The organism is Crocosphaera watsonii WH 8501, assembly GCF_000167195.1.
GTDB classification, from domain to species: Bacteria; Cyanobacteriota; Cyanobacteriia; order Cyanobacteriales; family Microcystaceae; genus Crocosphaera; species Crocosphaera watsonii.
The window spans coordinates 686,750-711,411 of sequence record NZ_AADV02000001.1 but is presented as its reverse complement, the minus strand read 5'-3'; the positions used below and the strand labels follow the sequence as shown (position 1 = coordinate 711,411).

Here is a 24,662-nt window from a genome sequence, read left to right as displayed (position 1 = left end):
TGGCTATGCAAAAAATGAATAATCTTTTATCATACCACGAAAAACTTTTGCAAGAGGTCTAAAGTATATTTAATAAACAGGGTAATTCGGCGATCGCAAGAAGTGTTTTTTTCTGTTTATTTAGTTGGCGATCGCCTACGGACATTTTTCCGTAGGAGCCATTCAATTGTACCTCACTAGCCTGGGAAATGCTATAATTGAAGAATATAATTTTTGGTCAAATATCAGGACTATGTTAACAACTGCGGAAATTCTGGGAACAATAAAAATATGAGTGTTGCTTAATTGTCCGAGATGGTAACAATTGGGAACAAAAGCACTTCTTCGGCGACGTTGACCCCTTATTTATTTGATTAATCAATGATTCCTTCTCTTCTGGCCAGGGAAATTCGTACCAGTATAGCCGACTTTCTGACAACAGAATTTCGGCCAGCTACACCAAGGTTTCAAGGACTAATAGAACAATTTTTACAACAACCAGAAGCGGTCTTTAAAGGGCCTTATTTATCCATAGGGTTGCCTTTTCGCCAAGGAACCGTAGGGAAAGACTATTTTCCGGATGTTCCCATGGCCTTCTCCCCTCATCGCCATCAACAACTCGCTTTTGCCCGACTACAGGCCCCACAATACCAATCTACCTTAGTGGCCACAGGCACCGGTTCAGGGAAAACAGAATGTTATATGCTCCCCATTTTGGACTATTGCTACCAAAATCGAGAACAACAAGGCATCAAAGCTATTTTAATCTATCCTATGAACGCTTTGGCCACAGACCAAGCCAAACGTTTAGCCAGTTTAAGTTGGCATAACCCTAACCTAAAAGGTAAAGTTAGCGCAGGGTTATTTGTGGGAGAATCAGAACGAGAACCTAAAATATTAATGGGAGAAGATCACTTAATCACCGATAAAAACCTTTTACGACAAAATCCTCCCGATATTATTTTAACCAACTATAAAATGTTAGATTATTTGCTGATTCGTCCCCGTGACCAGCAAATATGGGCAAATAACACCCCAGACACCCTCCGTTATTTAGTCGTTGATGAAATTCATACCTTTGACGGCGCACAAGGAACCGACTTAGCCTGTTTAATACGTCGTCTCAAAGCCCGTTTAAAGACCCCTGCACAACATTTGGTCTGCGTCGGAACCTCAGCCACATTAGGAACCGGAAACGCCAAACAAGAGATGTTAGCCTATGCTCAAACCGTCTTTAATGAACCCTTCGATGAAACCGCCATTATAGAAGAAGATAGACTCAGTTCCGCCGAATTTCTGGCCGATGCTTTTATTGATCCCCTACCCATTCCCTCCCCTGCCGTTATTGAGCAACTTAACCCCAATTATTATTCAAGTCTCGAAACCTATCTAGAATCTCAATATGAACTTTGGTTCCATCGTTCCCTTGACGGGACATTTACAAATATAGAGACACGCATTGAATTAGGCGATCGCCTGAAGTCTTTACCGATCATTCATAACCTACTCAAAATATTAGACACGGATCAAGTTATATCCCTAGAAAAACTATGGCAAGAACTCAACAAAAAAATGAGTTTACCTCATATACCCCATAGTGAGCAAACAGAATATTCTGTTTTATTATTAGATAGTTTAATCGCATTATGTGCCATCGCTCGGAACCAAGAAAATAGACCTTGGGTTAACTTAAGAGTACAATTCTGGTTAAGAGAACTTCGTCGGATGGTGGCCAAAGTTAACCCACAACCAACCTTAGTTTACACCGACGACTTGACCCCTGAAGAGAAACAAAACACCCTACCCGTGATGCACTGTCGAAGCTGTGGAAGTACCGCATGGGGAGGTTTGAGGAAACAGACAGGAGATCGTAAAATTAGTGGGGAGTTACAAGACTTTTATCGCGCTTTCTTTGCCAAAAATCCCTTAACTACTTATATTTTCCCCTCCGATGAGTCACCAGAGACAGGGTGGCGATCTTGGAAACTTTGTTGCGACTGCTTAACCTTGACAAGAAGAGATGCACACCATTGTTCTCGCTGTGGGGGTGAAAGATTAATCAATGTTATTGAACCCGATAATATTCTGCACACATCCCAACGAGGAGGGCAAACCAAACGAATGGTGAGTCATGACTGTCCCATTTGTGAAACTAAAAATGGATTAGCTATTTTAGGATCACGGGCCGCTAGTCTTGCCAGTGCTGCCATTAGTAGTCTTTACGCCTCCCGTTATAACGACGATCATAAACTGATTACCTTTTCTGACTCAGTACAAGATGCCGCCCACCGTGCCGGATTTTTTGAAGCTCGCACCTATCGAACCACCCTACGGTCAGCTTTATGTCAATATTTACAATATCAAGGCAATGGTCAAACCCTTGAAGATATTCGCACTCAGTTTCCCACTTATTGGCGTAGTCAACTCTTCAATGGTAATGATGCAGATTATGTGGCCACCTTCATGCCTTCTGACATGGAATGGCTCAAAGAATGGGAAGATTTACAAGCCACAGGGAAAGCCGCCGAGAGTTTAGTGGATTTAATCAATAAACGACTGGATTGGGAAGTAGTAGGCGAAATTGGCTTAAAAACCTCATTAGGGGGGTCATTAGAACGGACAGAAAGCTGTGGAGTGGGGGTTGATGAGTCTTTATTACAAACGGCGATCGCTCAATTATTAGAAATACTTCCTAACGAAATCGGTGGGCTAGAAACGTTAACCGAACACACCCTACAGCAGTTTATTTTAGGGTTTGTCTATCATTTACGCCAACGGGGAGGGATCATACATTCTGTCACCGAAAGTTACATCACCAGTGGGGGTAATACGTTTCTCTTACAAAGACCATTATTTATGCCAGGGTTTGGACCAGCTTCGTTAACACCCACCTATTTTTCTAACTATACGGTACCTCGCTTTGAAACCCTTTTGAGAACAAGCGAAAAATCAACATGGGCTGAAACTTGGGGATTTAAGTTATTTATGTCTTATTCCCCTTTAATTATTTCGCAATTAGAAAATTTATATGAACTTACCCTGAAAACATTAGTAGAACAGGGAATTTTTCAAGCTTATTCTACCAACAAAAAAGCCAAAGTTTGGGGAATTCAACAATCAGCATTGAGACTTTATACAGAGAGTCAGACCCTAAAATGTGATCATTGTGGTCATCGTGTCACTGCTACCCCAAAAGACTTATCAACTTGGGAAAAAATGCCTTGTTTACGTCCTCTTTGTCAAGGTCATTATCAGACTGTCCCCAGTCCCAGTGGTAACTTTTATCGCAGTCTTTACACAAAAGGAACCTTATGGCGAATTTTTGCTAGGGAACATACCAGCTTATTAGATAGAGAAGTTAGAGAAGAATTAGAAACTCAATTTATAACAGGACAACGACGCAGTGATCCTAATCTTTTATCAGCTACCTCGACCCTAGAAATGGGGATTGATATTGGAGACTTATCTTCTGTATTATTATGTTCAGTACCTCCGGGACAAGCTAATTATCAACAAAGGATCGGACGGGCCGGACGACGGGATGGTAACGCTTTTATTACAGCGATCTCCAATGGAACCCCCCACGATCTCTTCTTTTGGGCCGAACCGATGAAAATGATTAATGGGGATGTTAGTCCTCCTGGTTCTTATTTGAATGCTTCGGCTATTTTACAACGACAATTAACAGCTTATTGTTTAGATCAATGGGTATCAAAGGGGATTGCCCCTGGACAACTTTTAGAAGAATTAGGAACAGTTCTTAATACAGTTCAATCGGTCAAAGAATCTCATTTTCCTTATCCTTGGATTCAGTTTGTAGAAGAGCAACAACAACAATTATTAAAGGATTTTCTTGAATTATTCCAAGAAGAAATCAGTGAAAGAACTCAAACCAAGTTACAGCACTTTATTGAAAAAGGACAGAATCATGAAGGGGGGTTAACCTGGCGTATTCTTAATCGATTACAAGAGGTTGTAAAAGAACGGACTCGTTTAAAAAATCAGATTGAAACCTTACGTCGTCGCATCAAAGAAAAAGAAAAAGCGGCTCATTCCCAGAATTATGAAGAGGAAATGGCCGAACTTAAACGAGAACGTAGTGGTCTTATGGAATTAGTTAAAAATATTAACCAGAAAAATATTTTAACTTTTTAACAGATGAAGGATTACTTCCTAATTATGCTTTTCCAGAACCCGGTGTCACCTTACGTTCCATTATTTGGCGCAGAAACAACAGTCAAGGGAATAGTCAAGGAAAACAATATGAGACAAGAACCTTTGAATATGAAAGACCCGGTGCGATCGCTATCAAGGAGTTAGTCCCCAGTGGGGTATTTTATGCTGAAGGAAAACGAGTTAGTATTGATCAAATTGACTTAAACTTATCCAAAATAGAAGAATGGCGATTATGTCGTAATTGTTCCTATGCAGTCCCAACTCTTCACCCCACCGCTAAACAGTCAACTTGTCCCCGATGTAATGATCCCATGTGGTCAGATGAAGGACGAAAGCGAAAAATGGTACGGTTGCGTCAAGTGATGGCTACCACCAATGCTAGAGAAAGTCGTATTGTAGACGACCGAGATGAACGAAGTCCTGCTTTTTTTACCAGACAGTTATTGGTTGATTTTGAACCCAGTTGTTGTGAAAGTAGTTATTTAATTGAAGAAGAAACATTTCCCTTTGGCTTTGAATTTTTATCACGGGTTACATTTCGAGATATTAACTTTGGGGAGTCCTCTTTACAAGCAGAATCTTTTGAAGTCGCAGGAGAGTCAAGAGCTAGGGCTGGGTTTCGTATCTGTCGTTCCTGTGGGAAAGTCCAAAGAGATCCTGAGAAACCTAATCATGCTTTAACTTGCGCTACTAGAAATCAGTCTAATAATGATGAGGATTTTCTTGAGGTTCTTTATTTATTCCGTGAGTTTCATTCCGAGGCAATTCGATTTTTATTACCCATTGATACTCTAAATTCTGATGACAAATTACATTCTTTTATTGCTGCTTTACAATTAGGACTGAAATCTTATTTTAAGGGGAATGTTGACCATCTCAAAACCTTAATTATTCAAGAGCCTTCTACTGATAGTTCTAGCTTACTGAGGAAACCTTTTCTGTTCCTTTATGATACAGTACCAGGGGGAACAGGGTATTTACGCCAATTAGTTCAGCACCCAGATAATCTTTTCTCTCTGTTTCAACAAGCACTAGATGTTATTCGTGCTTGTAATTGTCAGGATGGCTGTTATAACTGTGTTTATGCTTATCGGAATAGCTTTGATCAAGATCGTACCAGTCGAAAAATTGCTAGGGATCTACTCAATGAAATTCTGAGTCGTCAGTCTCTATTAAAACCTTCTCCTCAAAGTCTTTCTCAAACCTCATTTAATGCTTTATTTGACAGTGTTCTTGAACAGCGATTTATTGAAGCAATACGTCGTCATCGTCATCAAGATCATCCCACTGTTGTTCGCTCAGAAATTATTAACGGAAAAGCTGGTTATTATATTCAAATGGGACAGCAATCTTGGATGATTGAACCACAAGTAGAACTTGGGATTGAAGAAGGAATTAGTGTTCCTAGTCGTGCCGACTTTATCTTTTATCCTGTTAAAAATACCTCTCATGTTTTACCCATTGTTATCTTTACAGATGGTTGGCAGTATCATGCAAATCGTCTTAAAACGGACTTTGCCCAAAGAATGGCGATCGCCAAAAGTGGTAACTATCATGTTTGGTCTCTAACTTGGTCGGATGTGGAGTCTCAACTTAATCAAACTAAAAAAATTGATTATTACACCAACTTTTTAAATGAAGAAGCCAACGATACCTTTCATCGTACTAAAAACACTCTTTATAAACAATATAATTGTGAAACTTTTATTTCTTTTATAACAGCTAATAGTTTCAATTGGTTAATGGAATTTCTGACTAATCCCGCTCAAATCCCTTGGGAAAAATTTGCTTTGGTTTCTACTTTAGCTCATATTGATGTCAATTTTTCTAAAGACAAACTCAAACGGCAACAATGGGAAAAAGAAGTTCAATCTATAATGTCTCCTGATGTTTGGTCGCAATTCAAAAATTCTTTATCAACACAGTTATTATTAGGACTGATTGAAAAACTTTCTACTAATCAAGATGCCCTTTGTAAATTATATACAGCTATCTCTCCTAAAGAGCATCGAAATAATGAGGCTCAAAGTGCTTTTGTTATACTTTGGATTAATGATAAAAATGCCATTGAAGAAGAAAAAAAACGAGTTTGGAATGGACTTTTACGACAGTTTAATTTACTTCAATTTCTTCCTTATACCTATATTATTACTAATCAAGATTTTTCTGAGGTTAATTTTAATTCTCTATCCGTTGACAGGAAAAATAGTTCTTTTGAGTTGTCTAATGTGGATCAGGAGCAATGGCAAGAACTTAAATCCTTATTATTTGAGGAAACTGCTTTAATATTATTCGATTATATGCAATCCCATCAATGGTTATTACCAGAAGTTGGTTTCGAGTTAACTAACCAAATGGGGACGGTTATTGCAGAAGCTGAAATTGCTTGGACTGACCGCAAAATAGCTTTAGTGACAGATGAATTAGATGTAGAACCGCTTAAAAATGAGCCTTGGCAGGTTTTTACTATAGCTTCTGTCCTAGAAGATACGGAACTTTTTTATCAAACTTATTTAACTTAATTTGGAGATATTCTGATGTCAATCCCTCCTATTCGTTTGGCGATCGCTATTGATTTTTTTGACTCTTATAATCGGCTTCCTAAAAAAGTTCAAGGGAAAGCCAGTAAGTTAATTGATCAATTTAAGAAAAATCCGACTCAAACAGGATTAAATTATGAATCGATTAAAAATGCCCGTGACAGTAACCTAAAATCTCTGCGAGTTGACCAATCATATCGTGCCATTGTTCGTAAACCTGATAACGGCAATACCTATCTTCTTTTATGGGTTGATAAACACGATCAGGCTTATCAGTGGGCGCAAAATCGGGTTTGTAAAATCAACTCAGAATCCGGTGCTTTACAAATTGTTGATGTTGAACAAGCTCAAAATTTAGAGAAACAAATTAACCACAATAACTCTTCAGAAGTTATCGGGCTATTTAGTCAGATTTCAACTCGTCATTTTCTACGTTTGGGGGTTCCTGAAGAATTATTACCTTCTGTTCGGGCTGTTGTTAGCGACTCTGATATTGATCAACTATTACTCCAACTACCTGAAGAAGCGGCTGATGCCATACTAATGTTGGGAGCAGGTTATTCTCTTGAAACAGTTCTCAAAGAACATCATAAATTAAAATCCGAGGTTATTGATCCTAATAACTTAGATGAGGCACTTAGCAAAGATGAAACAAAACGACGCTTTTTCTTGGTGGAAGATGACTCAGCGTTACAAGAAATTTTAGCAGCCCCTCTTGAAAAATGGCGAGTTTTCCTACACCCTAGTCAACGTCGATTAGTTGAACGAGATTGGAACGGACCGGTACGGGTGTTAGGAGGGGCTGGAACCGGTAAAACCGTTGTTGCCATTCATCGTGCTAAATGGTTAGCACAACACTGTTTTAATCAGGAAAATGATCGTATTTTTTTTACCACCTTCACTCGCAATTTAGCTATAGATATTCAGATGAATTTACACAAAATTTGTTCATCTAATATTATGAAACGTATTCATGTAGAAAATATTGATTCATGGGTTAGTAATTTTCTGAAAAGTGAAGGGATTAACTATAAAATTGTCTACGAAGAGCAAGTTAAAAACCTTTGGCAAGAAGCTTATACCATTGCTCCGACTTCTCCTTCATTACCTTTATCTTTCTATAAGGATGAATGGAAAGACGTTATTCAAGTTCATGGAGTTCGGACATTAAAAGATTATCTAAAAGTATCTCGTGTTGGTCGAGGAACCAGTCTTAAACGTTCGGAACGGGCGGCTATCTGGCCTGTTTTTGAAGAATATCGTTCTCTATTACAACATAAGGGTTGGAAAGAAATTGAAGATGCGTTACGCGATGTTTGTAGTCTTCTTAAAAATAAACCGGGAATTACTCTTCCTTTCCGTTCCATTATTGTTGACGAAGCACAAGATATGAGTGAGGGCGTATTTCAATTACTTCGTACTATAGTTGTTTCTAATAATCAAGGTAACGATCTGTTTATTGTCGGAGATCCTCATCAAAGGATTTATGGACATAAGGTTGTGTTAAGTCACTGCGGAATTGAGATTCGAGGTCGTTCTCATAAGCTTAGAATTAATTACCGTACAACAGAGCAAATTAGAAAATGGGCAACGGCAATGTTAAAAGACATTCCCTTTGATGATCTTGATGGAAAATTAGACAATTTAAACGATTATCGTTCTTTACTTCAAGGCACTGTTCCTAATATTCAAGGTTTTTCTTCTTTTGAAGATGAAATCAATTTTTTAATCTATAAATTGAAGACTATTTCAGAGTCTGAACCGCTATCAAATACTTGCTTAGTATTGAGAACAAATCAGTTAATTAAGCATTATCTTCATGCCCTCAATGAACACAATATTCAAGCTCAACAAATTAAACCTAGTGAACCGGATAATGAAGAAAAGCCTGGGGTTAGAATCGCGACTATGCACCGCGTTAAAGGACTTCAATTTAATCGAATTTTTATCTGTAGTTTTAATTATGACTTGATTCCTTTAAAATTTGCTTTACAGGATATCAGTGACGACACAGCACGTCAAAACTTCTTGCATCTAGAACGTTCTCTTGTTCATGTAGCTGCAACAAGGGCTATACAAGAAGTTAACATCATCTATTATGGAAAACCCAGTCCATTTTTGAGCAGTCTTGAGCAAGATTGTTAATTATTTATTGTTTTCTACCTCCAATAATAAATCTTCGATTCCTTTCAATCTTGTCTGGATCTTTTTCCAAACTTTGGGATCAGTTTTCCACGGTTTGACTTGGTTAACTCGACGAGTAACATCACTTAAATGTTGACTAGGAGATAAAACTTTGGGGTCAGCATTACTTTCCTTTATTTGTTTAATCTTTTGAGAAATTAGTTTTTGACTCCACCCAAGTTCAATTGCTTCATTTAATAAGGATTGTCTTAACTTATCGTCTTTTATTGATTTGAATTTCAACCCCTTAGAATATTCAATCTGACCCGTGGCGATCGCCTGATACACATCTTTGGGTAAATTTCGTAGTTTGAGTTGACTACATACATAAGAATACCAATTATACCCATAAGACTCAAATAGGGTAATCACCGTTTGATAACGGTCATCAGTTGAGTTAGGGAAATTGATTTCCCCAGACGATTTTTTCTTCTCTTGATGAGTCTCCCTTCGCCGTTTCATCTCATAGAGTAATTTACAGACATCATCTTCAGATAATTGTAACTGGTCACTAAGTAAACGCAGAAGACTGTTTAACACCTCAATGGGATTTAAGTCTTCTCTAAGTAAATTTTCTTTTAAAGCTGCCTCAAGAGCATCTGTATCATTGAGGTTTTCTATTAAACAAGGGATTTCTGTTTTCAGGGCCAACTGAGCAGCTAAATATCTTCGCTCACCCGCAACGATTTGGTATTTGTTATCCTCAATGGGTCGAACTAAACAAGGATACTTAAATCCTTCCACTTCAATGGTTTTAGCTAATTTGTTAATTGCTTGTTGATCAATGTAATTTCTAGGTTGGTTTTCCCAGGTGACAATCTGTGAAATAGGTATTAACTGATAACTAGCAGTTTGATTTGATGAGGGGATAACACCTTGTCTAATAAAAGCGTCCTGAACCTCTTTAGATAAAGTTTCATTATCAGTGACTGTATCCGATTTAACTTGGCGAATGGTGCGACGAACCATCGAGAACCTCCCTAAATAAATTGGTGTATGCTTTAACTAAATCTTTTGCCGGACGAGACTTCTCGTCAAATAATGTGTAACCTTGTCCCATGACATCGGCAGCGATTTGACGTTGAGGAATGACTGTTGATAATAACGGGACATCCTCAAAAGTCTTTAAAAATTCAAGAGAATCTTTGAGTAATAACGTATTTGGTACGATCCTCGTTAGAAAAGTATAAGCTAAGGGTAATCCATTCCGAATGGTTCTCGCTCTCCTAACTGCTTTGATCATTTCTTCGGAGGCATCAATATCGAGAAAACTTGGTTGAATAGGAATTAACACGACATCAGCTAAAAGTAATGTAGCCCTCTGAACTTCAGCTAACCCCCCGGCTCCATCAATTATCGTATAGTCCATGTTTCTCGCTATTAAGGGAAGTTCGTCGATAATTAAATCAGGGTCGGTTAAACGAAAAACTTTTGGTTTGACAATACCCTCATTTAATTGCTCCATCCAACGAGAACTTGTTGCCTGGGAATCACTATCAACCAAAGCAACTAAATATCCTTTGTCTAAAAGGTAACGACAGATATGAACTGACGAAGTTGATTTCCCACAGCCGCCTTTCAAATTGTTAAAGCTAATAATCACAAGATTTAATCTTCCTACATCTTAATTGTTAAATTAAAGGATTTAACTTTTTTGACTACAACTTAATCAAAGATAGTTCCTTTGATTATCACATCTTTTGTCCTCTTGAGCATTCAAAGATCACTCCAATCTCGGAGCGGAGCTTGGTATATCGTTATGGGTGCGCTTTCGCGCGGATCACCGAGAAGAAGAATTCAGGGCAGATCCATGAAAACAACGAAAACAGTGCAGGGGAAAATTGATCCCCTTAATTTCCTGCAACTATCTATTTTCGACTTACCTGTTCAAGATACCCCTACAAAACTAAGGTATCCCAATCCCAAGAAAGCTCAGAAATTCAGAGACTTAGCTGACCGAATGCAAAGCCAAATCGATAATAAACTTAATCCTGCTATTGGGCAACAACGTCCAACAAGGCGAAGGGCGAGGATTGCTGCATCTATAGCAATCGGATTTGATTTGTGAAAAACGATAAGCTTACCGATAAGAAGATAAGTTTTAGGCTTGACGGGGTGACAAGGGTTGGAAAAGACTCACCGTGAGGGGTTTAGAGATTAGCGATCACTTTTCAAAATCAATTTCGCTCTCTAAAAAAACAGTACAAATAGTCTATTTAGATGACGCATCAGAAGTTATAAAATATTATAAAATGAGAGGTGGAATTGAAGCTATGTTCCGAGATTATAAAAGTGGTGGCTATAACCTTGAAGGGAGCAAAGCGAATACCCATAGGCTTACTAACCTAATTTTATTAATAGCGATCGCTTACACAGCCTCAGCTTTAAAAGGTAAGTCAATCAAGAATAAAGGCTATCAAAAATATATTTCTAGACTAACCGAACCCAAAAAATACGTTAGAAGACATAGCGACTTCTGGGTAGGACTCTATGGACAGAGTTGGATTTTAGCCTGGGACTTTTGTTCTGGGATATAGCATTTCCCAGGCTAGTGAGGTACAATTGAATGGCTCCTACGGAAAAATGTCCGTAGGCGATCGCCAACTAAATAAACAGAAAAAAACACTTCTTGCGATCGCCGAATTACCCTGTTTATTAAATATACTTTGAGATGAAAGCCTATTCTGTTGACCTCAGACAAAAAATTATTGATGTTTATAATGAAGGGAATCTATCTCAACGTCAATTAGCCAAACAATTCCATGTAGCTAAAAGCTTTGTCCAAAAATTGCTTAAACAATATCGACAAACAGGAAATCTTGCTCCACTTAAACGAAGGAAACAAACACCTACAAAACTTAATTTAAAACAATTAAAAGTTCTCGAAGAGTTAGTCAAAACTAACAATGATGCGACTCTAGAAGAACTTCGTAAGCAATTCATAGCGACCACAGGAATTATCATTAGTCGTTCAACAGTAGATAGAATGTTGCATCGTTTGAATTTGACTTTAAAAAAAAAACACTGCATCCAACGGAAAAAGGGAGTGAAAAAGTCCAACAGCAAAGATTAGAATTCTGGGAGACTATTCAGAAAATACTAGCTAAAGACCTGGTTTTTCTAGATAAATCGGGAGTAAATTTAGCTTTAATCCGCTTATGTGCTAGGTCTGAGAAAGGACAAAGAGCTTATGGACAAAGACCATCAAAACGAGGGATGAATGTATCTATTATAGGTGCAATGACTTTGAATGGTATTGTTGCTCAATCTAGTCTAATGGGAGGAACTGATGCACTCACTTTTGAAGCATTTATTTCTCAAAAATTAGTCCCCAAACTGTGGAAAGGAGCTTGTGTAATCATGGATAATTGTTCTATTCACCTGGGCGGTATCAGGATTATCTAGAACAGTTGCTGCTACGGTTATTTCTTGAAATCCTTTATATTGGGTATCAAATTCTTTAACTTTATGGTGTAATAGGGGGTTTTTGATACGTTCGTTGATACCAGGAGAACCACTAATGACAACTACAGGGGACTTTTCTGCAAAACATTGAGCAGTGGTATTAGCAATCTTTAAACCTCCAACACAATAAGTCACACAAACAACACCTAACCCTCGTAAACGAGCATAAGCATCGGCTGCAAACCCTGCCCCTTGTTCATCACAAGTATTTATAAATTCAAGGTCACTATTTTCTAATAGTTTATTAAAGCCTAAAACAAAATCTCCTGGTACGCCAAAAACATGATTTACTCCTAATTCTAGTAGTCGTTGAATTAAATAGTTCCCTATAGAATTATTATGGCTCATTTTTTCACCTCTGGAAAAATATAGATTAATGAACAATGGATAATGGATAATTGATAATGAGTTATTAATTATTTATTCTTAATGAGCGTTGTAATGGTGTCTTTTTCTGATAGCTAAAAAAGCTTTAAGTGATTCAATTATCTTAGTAAAATATTTCTAAGTAGAGAGTTGTCATTAAACAGAAAATTGAAGAGTTCGTTGTCAAAGGATTGCAGATTGCATTCTCGCAGAGTCCATTAATAATTCCATTTTACCTTGAACTATCGGTTTTTAGATGAAATAATCTATATAAATAGGAATTGAAAGAGGTAATCAACCATAGCAAGATATCGACGACGACGCAGTTCCGCTATTGATGGGTTTACGGATGGGGACTTTAAGGCATTGTTTGCTCAGTCTCAGGGAGGACAAACCATTTATGTTGAGGTTGTGTCTGATGAACAACACAGCCAAATAGACAGTCCATTTCAACCCCTAACTGAAGTGGAACTTGCTGAAAAACAACGATTGGAAGCTGTTGTTATTGGAGCGGTTTGGGCGGCAGGGAAAGCATTACAGCAACTTCGTGACCAAAAGTTATATCGGGATACTCATACGAGTTTTGAACGCTATTGTCGGGAGCAATTTGGCCATTCCCGTCAAAAGTCGGATTATTTGATTGTAGGAGCTAACATCTACGAAAATCTGACAACGAATCGTTGTGAAATTCTCCCGACTACAGAGTTTCAGGTACGTCCGTTGGGTGTCCTAGAAACGAAAGACCAAGTGGTTGCTTGGGGAAAAGCGGTGGAGATTGCTAATGGTAAGGTTCCCACTCATCGTATTGTTAAACAAGTTGTCAGAGAAATGACAAGAGATGAAAAAGATAATCCGTTTGAGTTAGGTGAAGTAGTAGGTATTATGTCTCTTGATAATCCTGATTTAAAGGGGAAAAATGGTTGTTGGGCTATTGTTACGGGACTATCAAAAAACACTTGTGATCTACAAACATGGGATACCGAGTTAGAAGGGGTTGAAATTGAGTTTTTACAGGAGTTGGAATATACAGAAGAAGATTGTCAAACGATTCAAAAACTTCATGGTAGAATTTCTAGATTACAAAAGGGGTCAGAGTTGGAAGGGACAGCAAAAGGGGTTTTGAGATTGTTGGGGAAAATTGAGCGTCCTTATCTAACTCCTTTGGAAGAAGAAATGCTTAAGTTAGTGGAAAAAGTTTATGGTTAAGTTACTCTCCAAATGTCAATTAAGTCAAGGGAATACTCAAGACATTTGGATAATTCGATTATTTGTTATGGTACTAAAATGAACAAAATTCTGGGAACAGCCTTATCTGTGAGAGGTTTAACTGAATATATTCAATTATTATTAGAAGATGACCCCCAGTTAATTCGAGTCTGGGTTAGTGGCGAAGTTTCAAGTCTTAAGGTTCATACGGTTGGTTTATTTTTTACCCTCAGTGATAGTGGCGGGCAAACAACATTAAAATGCGTGATCTGGAACTCCCAAAAAACTCGATTACAAGAGTTACCTAAACTGGGTACAGAGATTTTAGTTAAAGGAAATATTCGTTTATATCCTAAGAAGGGAGAATATCAATTAACAATATTTGAAGTATTAGCTACAGGGGACGGACTTCAGGCACTACGGTATCAACAGCTAAAAACCAGACTAGCGAAAGAGGGATTATTTGATCAAAGTATTAAGAGATCGCTTCCCTTATTCCCTCAAATAATAGCAGTTATTACCGCAACAACAGCAGCAGCTTGGGGGGATATCCAAAAAACATCTTATCAAAGAAATCCAGGGGTTAAAGTGTTATTTTCCCCTGCAACTGTTCAAGGAAAAGAGGCTCCATCTTCTATTGTCAAAGCTATCGAAAGAGTAAACAATGATGGACGAGCAGAGTTAATTATTTTAGCTAGGGGTGGGGGAGCAGTAGAAGATTTGTTCTGTTTTAATGATGAAAGAGTTGTGAGAGCGATCGCTCAGTCCCCTATTCCTGTGATTACTGGGATTGGCCATCAAAGGGACGAAACCTTAGCGGATTTAGTGGCAGATGTAAACGCTCATACCCCCACCGCAGCAGCAGAAATCGCTGTTCCTTCTTATGAAGTGCTAAAAATTGAACATCAACAGCGCAAACAAAGACTAATAGCTAGTATTCAGCAAAGACTCAAACAAGATTTAGAGCAATTAGACGGGTTGAAAAACCGTTTAAAAAGTATTCCCCTTAATGCAGTTTCTATCAGAGAAGCAAAAATAAAAACGTTGATGTTAAGGCAGAAATTAAAAGCATTAGATCCTCATGCTGTGTTAGAAAGAGGCTTTTCTGTGGTGAGACAAATTGATGAGGAAATCGTTAGAGATGTTGAACAATTAAATGAAGAACAAGAATTAATTATACAATTGGCACAGGGATCGATTAAAGTAAAAGTAACAGAAATTATTACAGACTAATTGTATTTGTATTTATGTCTTCTTCCAGAGAAACAGAACCAAATTGGAATTATGAAGCATCGGTAGCAGAGATTGAGGCTTTAATCGAGAAGATAGAATCAGGAGAGTTACCATTAGAAACCATCTTTTCTGAATTTGAAATAGCGGTAAAACAGATTCAGCAGTGTGAGCAATTTCTCTCTCAAGGAGTTAAACGGATGGAATTATTGATAGAAACTTTAGAGGATGATTTAGATTTTTAAATTATAAAGCCATCACCCTAAAGATAATGTATAATTAATAACTAACAATGACCTCTCAGTTTTTTCAATCCTCTTCCCTAACAAAACTTGAGACTTCTCCTCAATTTGATGTTGTGGCTCAATTAATTTTGTAGCTTCAATTGTAATTCTAATTAACGCGCATTTAATAAGGCAAAATCAAGTTTTCTCTTTTTACCTAAACAATGCCCATTGATTTACCGTCTCAACCAGGAACCTACTGTTTACTTTTCCTCTGTTCGACATCTTTATTAGTAACCATCGGAAAACGAGATATTGTATCATCAAGTTAGGGAGTTTTCAACACATGACCCTATCCAAGTTTTTCTTAGAAATACTAATGTCTCACCCATTTGAATATTATTATGAGATAATATATACATAATTAGGGTTTGACCCCCATGTTTCAGAGCCTGACAGAAGAGAGATAGTCAGAAATAAAATAGGATAAAAACCATTGAACTTAACCTTGAAATGAATACAAAAAGTAAAATTCCCCCTGCCCCCGGTGCTAGAGTTGTTATTCGTGATGCAGAATGGTTAATTCAATCCATTGATAAAACCCCAACAGGGGCAAAAGTCTTACAAGTAGTAGGAGTTAGCGATTTTATTAAGGGGAAATCTGCCTGTTTTATTGATCACCTCGAACCCGACTTAGAGGTATTAGACCCGAAAACAACAGCTTTAGTCACTGATGAAACGTCAGGTTATGTGCGATCGCTTTTATTTATTGAAGCCCATCTCAGGCAAACCGCCCCGACAACACCCCATCTCTATGTGGGAAATCGGGCTGCAATGGATGTTTTACCCTTTCAGTTAGATCCTTCTCTAAAAGCTTTGAAAATGCCCCGTCAGCGCATTTTAATTGCCGATAGCGTGGGGTTAGGTAAAACTCTCGAATCAGGAATTTTAGTGACGGAATTAATGCGACGAGGGAAAGGTAAACGAATTTTAGTAGTGACTACTAAAAGTATGCTAACCCAGTTTCAAAAGGAATATTGGTTTCGTTTTACCATTCCTTTAGTACGCCTTGATTCTGTAGGCATTCAGCGTTTGCGTAATCGGATTCCCACTAATCATAACCCCTTTCATTATTATGACAAAGCTATTGTTTCTGTGGATACCCTCAAACAAGATCGTGAATATCGGACTTATATTGAACAGGCATACTGGGATATTATTGTTATTGATGAATGTCATAATGTGGCACGACGGGGAAAGGGACGCACCGCTTCGTTACGGTCAAAATTGGCTGAAAGATTAGCTACTCGTTCAGATACCCTGATTATGCTTTCAGCCACTCCCCATGATGGCCGTCCCGAAAGTTTTGCCAGCTTAATGAAAATGCTAGACCCAACGGCGATCGCTTCGGAGTCGGATTATACTAAGGATGATATTCGTGATTTATATGTGCGACGCTTTAAAAAAGATGTCAAAGAACAATTAGCTAAACATTTTCCTGAACGAGAAGTGTTACCCATTGAAGCTGAGGCCACCTCTGAAGAGGAAGTTGTTTTTGACTGTCTTGATCAATTAAAGTTAGCTGCCATTGATAGTAAAGCGTCTGTGGGCAATTTGTTTAAGACTACTTTATTGAAGGCCATGTTATCGAGTCCTATGGCCTGTTTAGAAACGGTTAATAATCGCATTAAACGGATTGAAAAAGCAAACGAACCTGGACTTAAAACAGATTTAGAAGAACTTTATCCCTTAAAATTAGCTTTAGAAACTATTACCCCTGATACTTTTGCTAAATATCAACAACTCCTTGAATTAATTAGAGGCACACAACCAGGGGCGTTTGCTTGGACTGGAAAAGAGACAGAAGACAGACTCGTTATTTTTACCGAACGTCTCGAAACAATGGCGTTTTTACAGGAAAATTTACAACGGGATCTTAAACTGAAACAAGGAGCGATCGCGACCCTGGATGGTGGCATGAAGGATATTGTCTTAAACGAGGTAATCGAAGAATTTGGAGATGAAAAGTCAAAATTACGGTTATTAATTGCTACAGATGTGGCTTCAGAAGGAATTAACTTACATTTTCTCTGTCATCGGTTAATTCATTTCGACATTCCCTGGTCTTTAATGGCATTACAACAACGTAACGGGCGTATTGATCGTTATGGACAAGAACAACAACCGCAAATTCGTTATTTATTAACCCGTTGTCAAAATGCTCAGATGGATGAAGCAGAACGCATTATTCGAGTCTTAATTAAGAAAGATGAACAGGCGGTTAAAAATATCGGCGATCCTTCTGTGTTTATGGGAGTATTTGATATAGATGAAGAGGTGAAAATTACCGCAGCGGCCATCGAACAGAAGGAGTCAGCAGAAGGGTTTGAGGCACAACTTGACCCTGGTAATGCGTCTAGTGATGAGTTTGATTTTTTTGCTTTATTGGATCTAGAAGCTGAGGTAAGCGACGAGTCTGACACGGTAGAGGAAATAGGAGAAATGCCGAGTCTTTTTGAAGATGATTTTAGTTATACGGTAGCGTCTCTGGAGAAAATTCACCAAGAAACCCCTTTGCAGTATCATATTGTTGAGGATCAGGCTTTGATTGAGTTAACGTTACCTTCTGACTTAAAACGACGTTATCAGAGACTGCCTAAAGAAATTCAACCGAGTCCCCAAGATCCCCTTAAACTCTGTGCAGATAAGGAGTTAGTGAAACGGGATCTAGAAGCGTCTCGTCGGGCCGAAGAACGCTGGACTCCTCTACAATATTTATGGGAACTGCATCCAACGGTACAATGGCTTAATGATCTCAATGTGACTGCGTTTGGACGACATCAAGCTCCTGTTATAACGATACCTTCCTTATCCCAGGATGAAGCGGTGTTTGTTATGACGGGGTTAATTCCTAACCGTCGGGGTCAACCCTTGATTAATCAATGGTTTTCTGTGGTATTTATGGGGGGACAGTTTAAACGCATTGAAACTTTTGAGGAAACTATCGGGCGATCGCAGTTGGGAAAACAGCCGATTCCTAATCGTCTTTTACCCATTGATGAGGGTTTATTAAATTTACGGGAAACTGCTGTTAATCAAGCTTATCAGGCCATGTTAAAGGAGTGCGATCGCTTTGAGTCTCGCATCGATGAGGAGTTACAACAACAACTTAATCGTTTAGATACCCTCAAGGGGCAACATACTCATCAATTAGAGTTACGTTTTAGTGATGGAACTCCTTTAGTAAAAGAGCGTAAGGAACGAGAAAAACGCCATATTGACCATATTTTTGATGACTATTGGCGTTGGGTTGAAGATAGCATGACCATCGAGCGCGCTCCCTACATCAAAATTATTGCAGTTTTACAAGGAGGATCAATAATGGATAATTGATAATGGACAATGGATAATTAACAGTTAACAATGGATAATTAACAGTTAACAATGGATAATTAATAATTAATAATTGTTAATTAACAATGGATAATTGAATAAGAATCTGGACAAAAAGAAATGTTACAGTTGAGACGAGACAGGGGAAGAGTAGGGTTACAAATATGTTATAATAAAGCATTACACTTTCAATAATACTAGCTAGTGAGGAGCATCAACAGGTAACAGCCAAGAGTCTTTTTTTTGAGTCTAACTACTTTAGAATTGACGGCTTTGTTTTTAGCTATTATAGTCGTTTCAAATAAGTTTAAGACAGAGGAATATGAGCATAGTTCGATAAGCTCAGTACAAGTCTCGCTCACTATACTAATAATAAGAAAGGTGGGTTTTGTCTGATTTTAACTTGAAATAACTATAAGTTTTATAGTCCTGGTGCAAGATATCAGTTATAACTGGGTTTAAAGGGTGTAATCATGTCTAATTTTTATCTTATTTTTCAATCAAATGTGTAAAATTTATTGTTTATCATCCATCTTTAAATATCTATTTAACAGTATTTTTTATTGACTATTAATCATTAACTATTAAGTGCCGTTTATTATTATTAACTATTAATTACTAACAGTTCATTGTTCAAAGAAGGAAATAAGCTCTAATATGGGTCAACTAACAGGTATTACCAACGCTAACGAGTTCTATTCTCATCATTATCTTGATGCTATCCTCACTGATGATCTTAAAGAGGTGGCCAAACGATGGAAGGAACAAGCAACAGCATCGGAAGACAAAACACCTCCAGAGCGTTTAGGTTCCTTGACAAAAACCTATTTTCGTGCATTAAATCAATGGGAAGCGGAAGATCAGGCCCCAGAGCGTTTATTATTACAGCAGCAATGGTTAAGCCAATTTTTGGAGGTGTTGGGGTATAAGTTTTTCCCCCAAGTTAAACCGTTGGAAGATGAAGCGGTATTACCTATTATTGGAGAAGTGGTTAAAAATAATGGTTCTCCTTGGTTATGGGTGGTGGAAGTGTTACCAGAGGAGACAGAAGCTATTGATTTATTGGATTTATCCTTAAATAATTGTCAATTTCAGCAGTCTTGTCCTCATATAACACCTATTCTACAACCTAAGACGACAGAACAAGATTTTATCACTACCCACACCTCCCACACTCCCCCCTCTCCCCAAACTTCCTTATCTGGGGACCACATTAAGGAAAATGCTCTCACGGAATTAACCTTAGAGGAAGTGGTTTCTGATTGGATCTTTGCTTTGGATGATCCCCCTCGTTGGGTGATGTTGGTAAGTTTATATCAGGTGGTGTTGATCGATCGCTTTAAGTGGAATAGTTCTCGTTTTCTACGGTTTGACTTAGGGGAAATTTTAGGACGGAAGGAGTCTGAGACGTTATTGGCGATCGCTACTTTACTCCATCGAGAGCATACTTGTCCCACGGAAGGAACGGTATTTTTAGACCAGTTGGATGAAAATTCCCATCGTCATGCGTTTGCGGTGTCGGATGACTTGAAATACGCACTACGAGAGTCTATTGAGTTATTGGGGAATGAGGCCGTTTGGTATTTACAACATAAGCGTAGGGAAGGGGTATTTAAGGGACATTTGGATGAGGAACAGTTAACGGTGGAATGTTTACGTTATATGTACCGTTTATTGTTTCTCTTCTATATCGAAGCGCGTCAGGAGTTGGGATATGCACCCATGAATGCGGAGATTTATCGGGAGGGGTATAGTTTAGAGTTTTTACGGGACCTCGAACAAGCAGAGTTACGCACCAGTGAGGATAGTGAGGGTTATTTTCTTGATTTGTCTCTCAGTAAGTTATTTGGCTTAATTTGGCAGGGTTATCCTGATACCAAGGCTTCTCAATTAGATGTGTTAGCGACACAAGAACCCACGTTACACAATACGTTTGAGCTTTCACCTCTAAAAAGTCATTTATTTGACCCAGAGCGCACTAAATTGTTAAATCGGGTGAAGTTTCGCAATGGGGTGTTACGACGGGTGATCGAGTTGATGTCTTTATCACGGGAGGGTAAGGGGAAGCGTCGGGGACGTATTTCTTATGCACAGTTAGGGATTAACCAGTTGGGGTCGGTTTATGAAGCGTTGCTCTGTTTTCGGGGCTTTTTTGCGGAGGAGGATTTATATGAGGTGAAAAAGGCGGGTGATGATAATCCTGATGCGTTAAAGGTGGGTTATTTTGTGAAATTGGCTGATTTAGATAAGTATAGTGACGAGGAACGGGTATTTAATGAAGATGGCACCCCGAAATGTCATCCCAAAGGGACGTTTATTTATCGGTTAGCTGGACGCGATCGCCAAAATTCTGCTTCTTATTATACTCCTGAGTCGTTAACGAAATGTTTGGTTAAATATACGTTGAAGGAGTTGTTAAAGGATAAGACAGCAGATGATATTTTAGGGTTAAAAATATGTGAACCGGCCATGGGAAGTGCTGCGTTTTTGAATGAGGCAATTAATCAGTTATCAGAGAAATATTTAGATTTAAAACAGGATGAGTTAGGGAAAAGAATACCTCATGATCTGTATCAGTTGGAAAGACAAAAGGTTAAGATGTATTTAGCAGATAGGAATGTGGTGGGGATTGATTTAAACCCGATAGCGATGGAGTTGGCAGAGGTTTCTATTTGGTTGAATTGTATTTATACTCCAGAAAAAGGAGATGCGTTTATTCCTTGGTTTGGTAATCAGTTACACTGCGGAAATTCTTTGATTGGTGCTAGGCGACAAGTTTATCATAAGTCTTTAATTCCTGTTAGTAAGAAGCATAAAAAAGGTAATTATTGGTATGAACATGAACCCGTTAACAGTTATCAGTCATCAGTGAACAGTGAACAGTTATCAGTTATCGGTGAAAAGTTATCAGAAAATGAGGAACAGTTATCAGTTAGTAGTAAACAGTCATCAGTTAGTAGTGAAAAGGGAGAAGGGAATAAAGGGTGGGAGACATCCTTTTTAAAAGATTCTATTTATCATTTTTTGTTACCCGATCCAGGTATGGCCAATTATACGGATAAGGTGATTAAGTCTTTAGCTAAAGATAACATTGACTTGATTAAAAATTGGCAAAAGGAGTTTATCAAAGAAGTTTATAGTGATTATGAAATAGAGAAATTAATCGAGTTATCCCAACGCATTGATGAGTTATGGATGCGTCATACTAAGGAGTTACGAAAGTTAAGAAAACGTACCACTGATCCGTTATCTATTTGGGGACAAGAAGAAACAGAAGTATTAACAGAAACTTCTTTACAGATGAAGGATAAAATATATCAACAGGAAAAGTTATCAGAAGGAGTAGGAAATTCTAGTGCGTATCGTCGCTTAAAATTTGTCATGGACTATTGGTGTGCGTTATGGTTTTGGAAGATAGAAAAAGCTGATTTATTACCCACTCGTAACGAATTTTATTTAGAAATTGGGGTTATTTTAGGGGAAATGGAAATGATCTTTGATGTGGAACCAGAGTTACCTTTATTTCCTGAAACCGATAGGGATAATGAGATCCAAAAGTGGGTAAAAGAATATGGTTTAGTTAATTTAGATAAGATTATTGAGCGTTTCCCTAGATTAGCATTGGTGGCAAAAATTGCGGAAGAAAAACGCTTTTTTCATTGGGAATTAGAGTTTGCTGATATTTTTGCCGATAATGGAGGGTTTGATTTATTCTTAGGAAACCCCCCTTGGATTAAGGTAAAATGGAGTGAAGGGGATGTATTAGGGGATGCTGAACCTTTATTTATTTTACGCAAGTTTTCTTCTAGTAAGCAAAGTAAGTTAAGAGAGGAAGTTTTTACAGAATATCCTCAGTTATTTTCTGATTACTTTAATGTATATGAAGGTTTTGATGGGTCACAAAACTTTTTCAATGCTTATCAGAATTATCCTCTATTAAAAGGGGTTAACACTAATTTATATAAGTGTTTTATCCCTCAAGGTTGGCAATTTTCTAGTCAAACAGGTGTACAAGGTTTAATTCATCAAGAGAGTAATTATGATAATCCTAAAGGTGGTAGTTTTAGAGAAGCTATTTATCCCCGTTTAAAGTATCATTTTCAATTTGTTAATGAATTAATGCTTTTTAAAGATGTACCTAATAGCATAAAATATAGTTTTAATATTTATGGTCAAAGTTCAAGACAAATTTGTTTTGATAATATTTCTAACTTATTTACTCCGATAACAGTTGATCAATGTTTTGAACATAATGGACAAGGAAAAGTAGGAGGAATTAAAAATGATGAAAATAAATGGAATATCGAAGGACATATAGATAGAATTCTTAGCGTTAGTGAAGATGATTTACAACTATTTGCAACTCTTTATGATCAAGAAAATACACCAGCATTACAAGCAAGATTACCTGCTATTCATTCTCAACAACTATTAACTATATTAGATAAGTTTGCGAATCAAAAACAACGTTTAGGTGATTTACAAGGCGAATATTTCTCTATAGCAATGTGGAATGAAACTAATGCTGAAAAAGATGGAAAAATTAAGCGAAATACTTGTTTTTCGAAAGATTCTAAGCAATGGATTTTATCGGGTCCACATTTTTTTGTAGGAAACCCTTTTAATAAAACACCGAGACAAATTTGTAAAAGTAACCGGGCTTATGATGTTATTGATTTAACTAATATTCCTGATGATTATTTACCCCATACTAATTATATTCCTGCTTGTGATGAAATAGAATATATTAACCGTGTTCCTACTGTTCCTTGGGTTGAAGATAAAGAAATAAAAGAAAAGAAAGTCACAGAATACTATAGATTAGTTTTTCGGGATAGGTTAGGTCCTAATCGAGAAAGAACTTTAATCAATACAATTATTCCTAAAAATACCGCTCATATTAATAATGTAAGAAGTTATGCTTTTATCAATAAATTACAATCAAAATTTTTAATATTTAGTGCTTTAACTTCTTCTATTCCTTATGATTTTTTAGTTAAATTAACAGGTAGAACAGATTTACATCAAACATTAGACGATTTTCCCATTATTTACGGTATAAAATATGATAGTGCCTTAATTATTCGCTGTTTAACCCTAACTTGTCTCACCACCCATTACGCTGAGTTATGGGAAACCAGCTACACCCCAGACTATAATCAAGATAAATGGGCTACCTTTACCCCTGAGCGATCGCCCACAGAAGAAAACAATAAACGCTTAAATCAGAACTTTTTTGCTAATCTAACCCCAAAATGGCAAAGAAACAACGCCTTACGGACAGATTACGAGAGAAGACAAGCATTAGTAGAGATAGACGTACTCGCAGCAATGGCATTAGGATTAACCCTAGATGAACTAATCACCATTTATCGAGTACAGTTCCCCGTCATGCGTCAATATGAGAAAGACACCTGGTATGACATCAATGGACGCATCGTCTTCACCAATAATAGTAAAGGCTTAGTGGGTGTAGGTTTCCCCCGTAACGCCAACCCCAAAAAAGGCGAACCCATCGGCTGGAATGACATCAAAGACATGACATCAGGGACAGTCCAACGCACCATCCTAGATGATACCATGCCCAACGGACCCATAGAACGCACTATCACATATCAAGCACCCTTTACCCTGTGTGACAGAGAAGAAGACTATACCGTAGCGTGGGAAGTCTTCGAGAAAAGGTTAGAGTAATTAATAATGGATAATGGATAATGGATAATGGATAATAACCTCATATTTTATATAAAGTTGTAAAATCTTTTTGTAGGGTGGGCAATGCCCACCTTACTCAACAAATGAAAGAGGAAATATTCAGTGAACCATTAGGAGAGTTAGTCATTGAACAACTACCATTAAACCTAATAGTTATTAACGTAATATAACAGGAGGTACAACA

General features: G+C 37.7%; 15 protein-coding genes. 12 read left to right on the top strand and 3 right to left on the bottom strand.

What is annotated here, in order from left to right; translation table 11 throughout:
- The first annotated feature begins 360 nt into the window (after window positions 1–360).
- The 3 genes from CWATDRAFT_RS31530 to CWATDRAFT_RS03470 all read left to right on the top strand — a co-directional run bounded on the left by CWATDRAFT_RS31530 (window position 361) and on the right by CWATDRAFT_RS03470 (window position 8,840).
- Window positions 361–4,134, top strand: a complete 3,774-nt coding sequence (locus tag CWATDRAFT_RS31530; protein WP_007303690.1) for a DEAD/DEAH box helicase — start codon at window positions 361–363, stop codon at window positions 4,132–4,134.
- A 332-nt stretch (window positions 4,135–4,466) separates the two neighbouring features.
- Window positions 4,467–6,677, top strand: coding sequence for a DUF1998 domain-containing protein (locus CWATDRAFT_RS31525; RefSeq protein ID WP_050018325.1), 2,211 nt, complete (start codon window positions 4,467–4,469; stop codon window positions 6,675–6,677).
- A gap of 15 nt (window positions 6,678–6,692) precedes the next feature.
- Window positions 6,693–8,840, top strand: coding sequence for a UvrD-helicase domain-containing protein (locus CWATDRAFT_RS03470; RefSeq protein ID WP_007303688.1), 2,148 nt, complete (start codon window positions 6,693–6,695; stop codon window positions 8,838–8,840).
- On the opposite strand, the gene CWATDRAFT_RS03465 is transcribed toward CWATDRAFT_RS03470, so the two are convergent.
- A complete protein-coding gene (locus CWATDRAFT_RS03465; RefSeq protein ID WP_007303687.1) occupies window positions 8,841–9,848 on the bottom strand; it encodes a ParB/RepB/Spo0J family partition protein in 1,008 nt (335 codons plus the stop codon). It lies immediately after the preceding gene.
- Window positions 9,820–10,482: a ParA family protein gene (locus tag CWATDRAFT_RS03460; protein ID WP_007303686.1), complete on the bottom strand. Its 663-nt coding sequence runs from the start codon at window positions 10,480–10,482 to the stop codon at window positions 9,820–9,822. Before CWATDRAFT_RS03460 ends, CWATDRAFT_RS03465 begins: the two co-directional genes overlap by 29 nt.
- Before the next feature lie 207 nt (window positions 10,483–10,689).
- Here CWATDRAFT_RS03460 and CWATDRAFT_RS03455 point away from each other — a divergent pair, with 207 nt between their 5' ends.
- The 4 genes from CWATDRAFT_RS03455 (at window position 10,690) to CWATDRAFT_RS41610 (ending at window position 12,284) form a co-directional block, all read left to right on the top strand.
- On the top strand, window positions 10,690–10,947 hold the full coding sequence (locus CWATDRAFT_RS03455) for a hypothetical protein (RefSeq protein WP_232286965.1): 258 nt from the start codon (window positions 10,690–10,692) through the stop codon (window positions 10,945–10,947).
- 184 nt (window positions 10,948–11,131) lie between these two features.
- Window positions 11,132–11,416: a hypothetical protein gene (locus CWATDRAFT_RS03450; protein WP_232286964.1), complete on the top strand. Its 285-nt coding sequence runs from the start codon at window positions 11,132–11,134 to the stop codon at window positions 11,414–11,416.
- 134 nt (window positions 11,417–11,550) lie between these two features.
- Complete coding sequence (locus CWATDRAFT_RS03445) at window positions 11,551–11,952, top strand: helix-turn-helix domain-containing protein (RefSeq protein ID WP_007303684.1); 402 nt, start codon at window positions 11,551–11,553, stop codon at window positions 11,950–11,952.
- Window positions 11,904–12,284 carry a transposase gene (locus CWATDRAFT_RS41610; RefSeq protein ID WP_081450900.1) on the top strand — a complete coding sequence of 127 codons (381 nt, stop codon included), beginning with the start codon at window positions 11,904–11,906 and terminating at the stop codon, window positions 12,282–12,284. Before CWATDRAFT_RS03445 ends, CWATDRAFT_RS41610 begins: the two co-directional genes overlap by 49 nt.
- Here the strand turns inward: CWATDRAFT_RS41610 and CWATDRAFT_RS03440 are convergent.
- Window positions 12,204–12,692, bottom strand: coding sequence for a thiamine pyrophosphate-binding protein (locus tag CWATDRAFT_RS03440; protein ID WP_007303683.1), 489 nt, complete (start codon window positions 12,690–12,692; stop codon window positions 12,204–12,206). The two genes, CWATDRAFT_RS41610 and CWATDRAFT_RS03440, sit on opposite strands and share 81 nt — an antisense overlap.
- A gap of 384 nt (window positions 12,693–13,076) precedes the next feature.
- Between CWATDRAFT_RS03440 and CWATDRAFT_RS03435 the strand changes: the two genes are divergently transcribed.
- From CWATDRAFT_RS03435 to CWATDRAFT_RS39295, 5 genes are all read left to right on the top strand, one after another.
- On the top strand, window positions 13,077–13,916 hold the full coding sequence (locus CWATDRAFT_RS03435) for a hypothetical protein (protein WP_007303682.1): 840 nt from the start codon (window positions 13,077–13,079) through the stop codon (window positions 13,914–13,916).
- Window positions 13,917–13,994: 78 nt separating this feature from the next.
- Window positions 13,995–15,149, top strand: coding sequence for an exodeoxyribonuclease VII large subunit (gene xseA / locus CWATDRAFT_RS03430; RefSeq protein ID WP_042711103.1), 1,155 nt, complete (start codon window positions 13,995–13,997; stop codon window positions 15,147–15,149).
- Window positions 15,150–15,163: 14 nt separating this feature from the next.
- Window positions 15,164–15,391: an exodeoxyribonuclease VII small subunit gene (xseB, locus tag CWATDRAFT_RS03425; RefSeq protein ID WP_007303680.1), complete on the top strand. Its 228-nt coding sequence runs from the start codon at window positions 15,164–15,166 to the stop codon at window positions 15,389–15,391.
- A 492-nt stretch (window positions 15,392–15,883) separates the two neighbouring features.
- Window positions 15,884–18,763 (top strand): helicase-related protein, encoded by a 2,880-nt coding sequence (locus tag CWATDRAFT_RS03420; protein ID WP_007303679.1) that lies wholly within the window; start codon window positions 15,884–15,886, stop codon window positions 18,761–18,763.
- Between the two features lie 657 nt (window positions 18,764–19,420).
- Complete coding sequence (locus CWATDRAFT_RS39295; RefSeq protein WP_007303678.1) at window positions 19,421–24,457, top strand: Eco57I restriction-modification methylase domain-containing protein; 5,037 nt, start codon at window positions 19,421–19,423, stop codon at window positions 24,455–24,457.
- Window positions 24,458–24,662 lie beyond the last annotated feature (205 nt).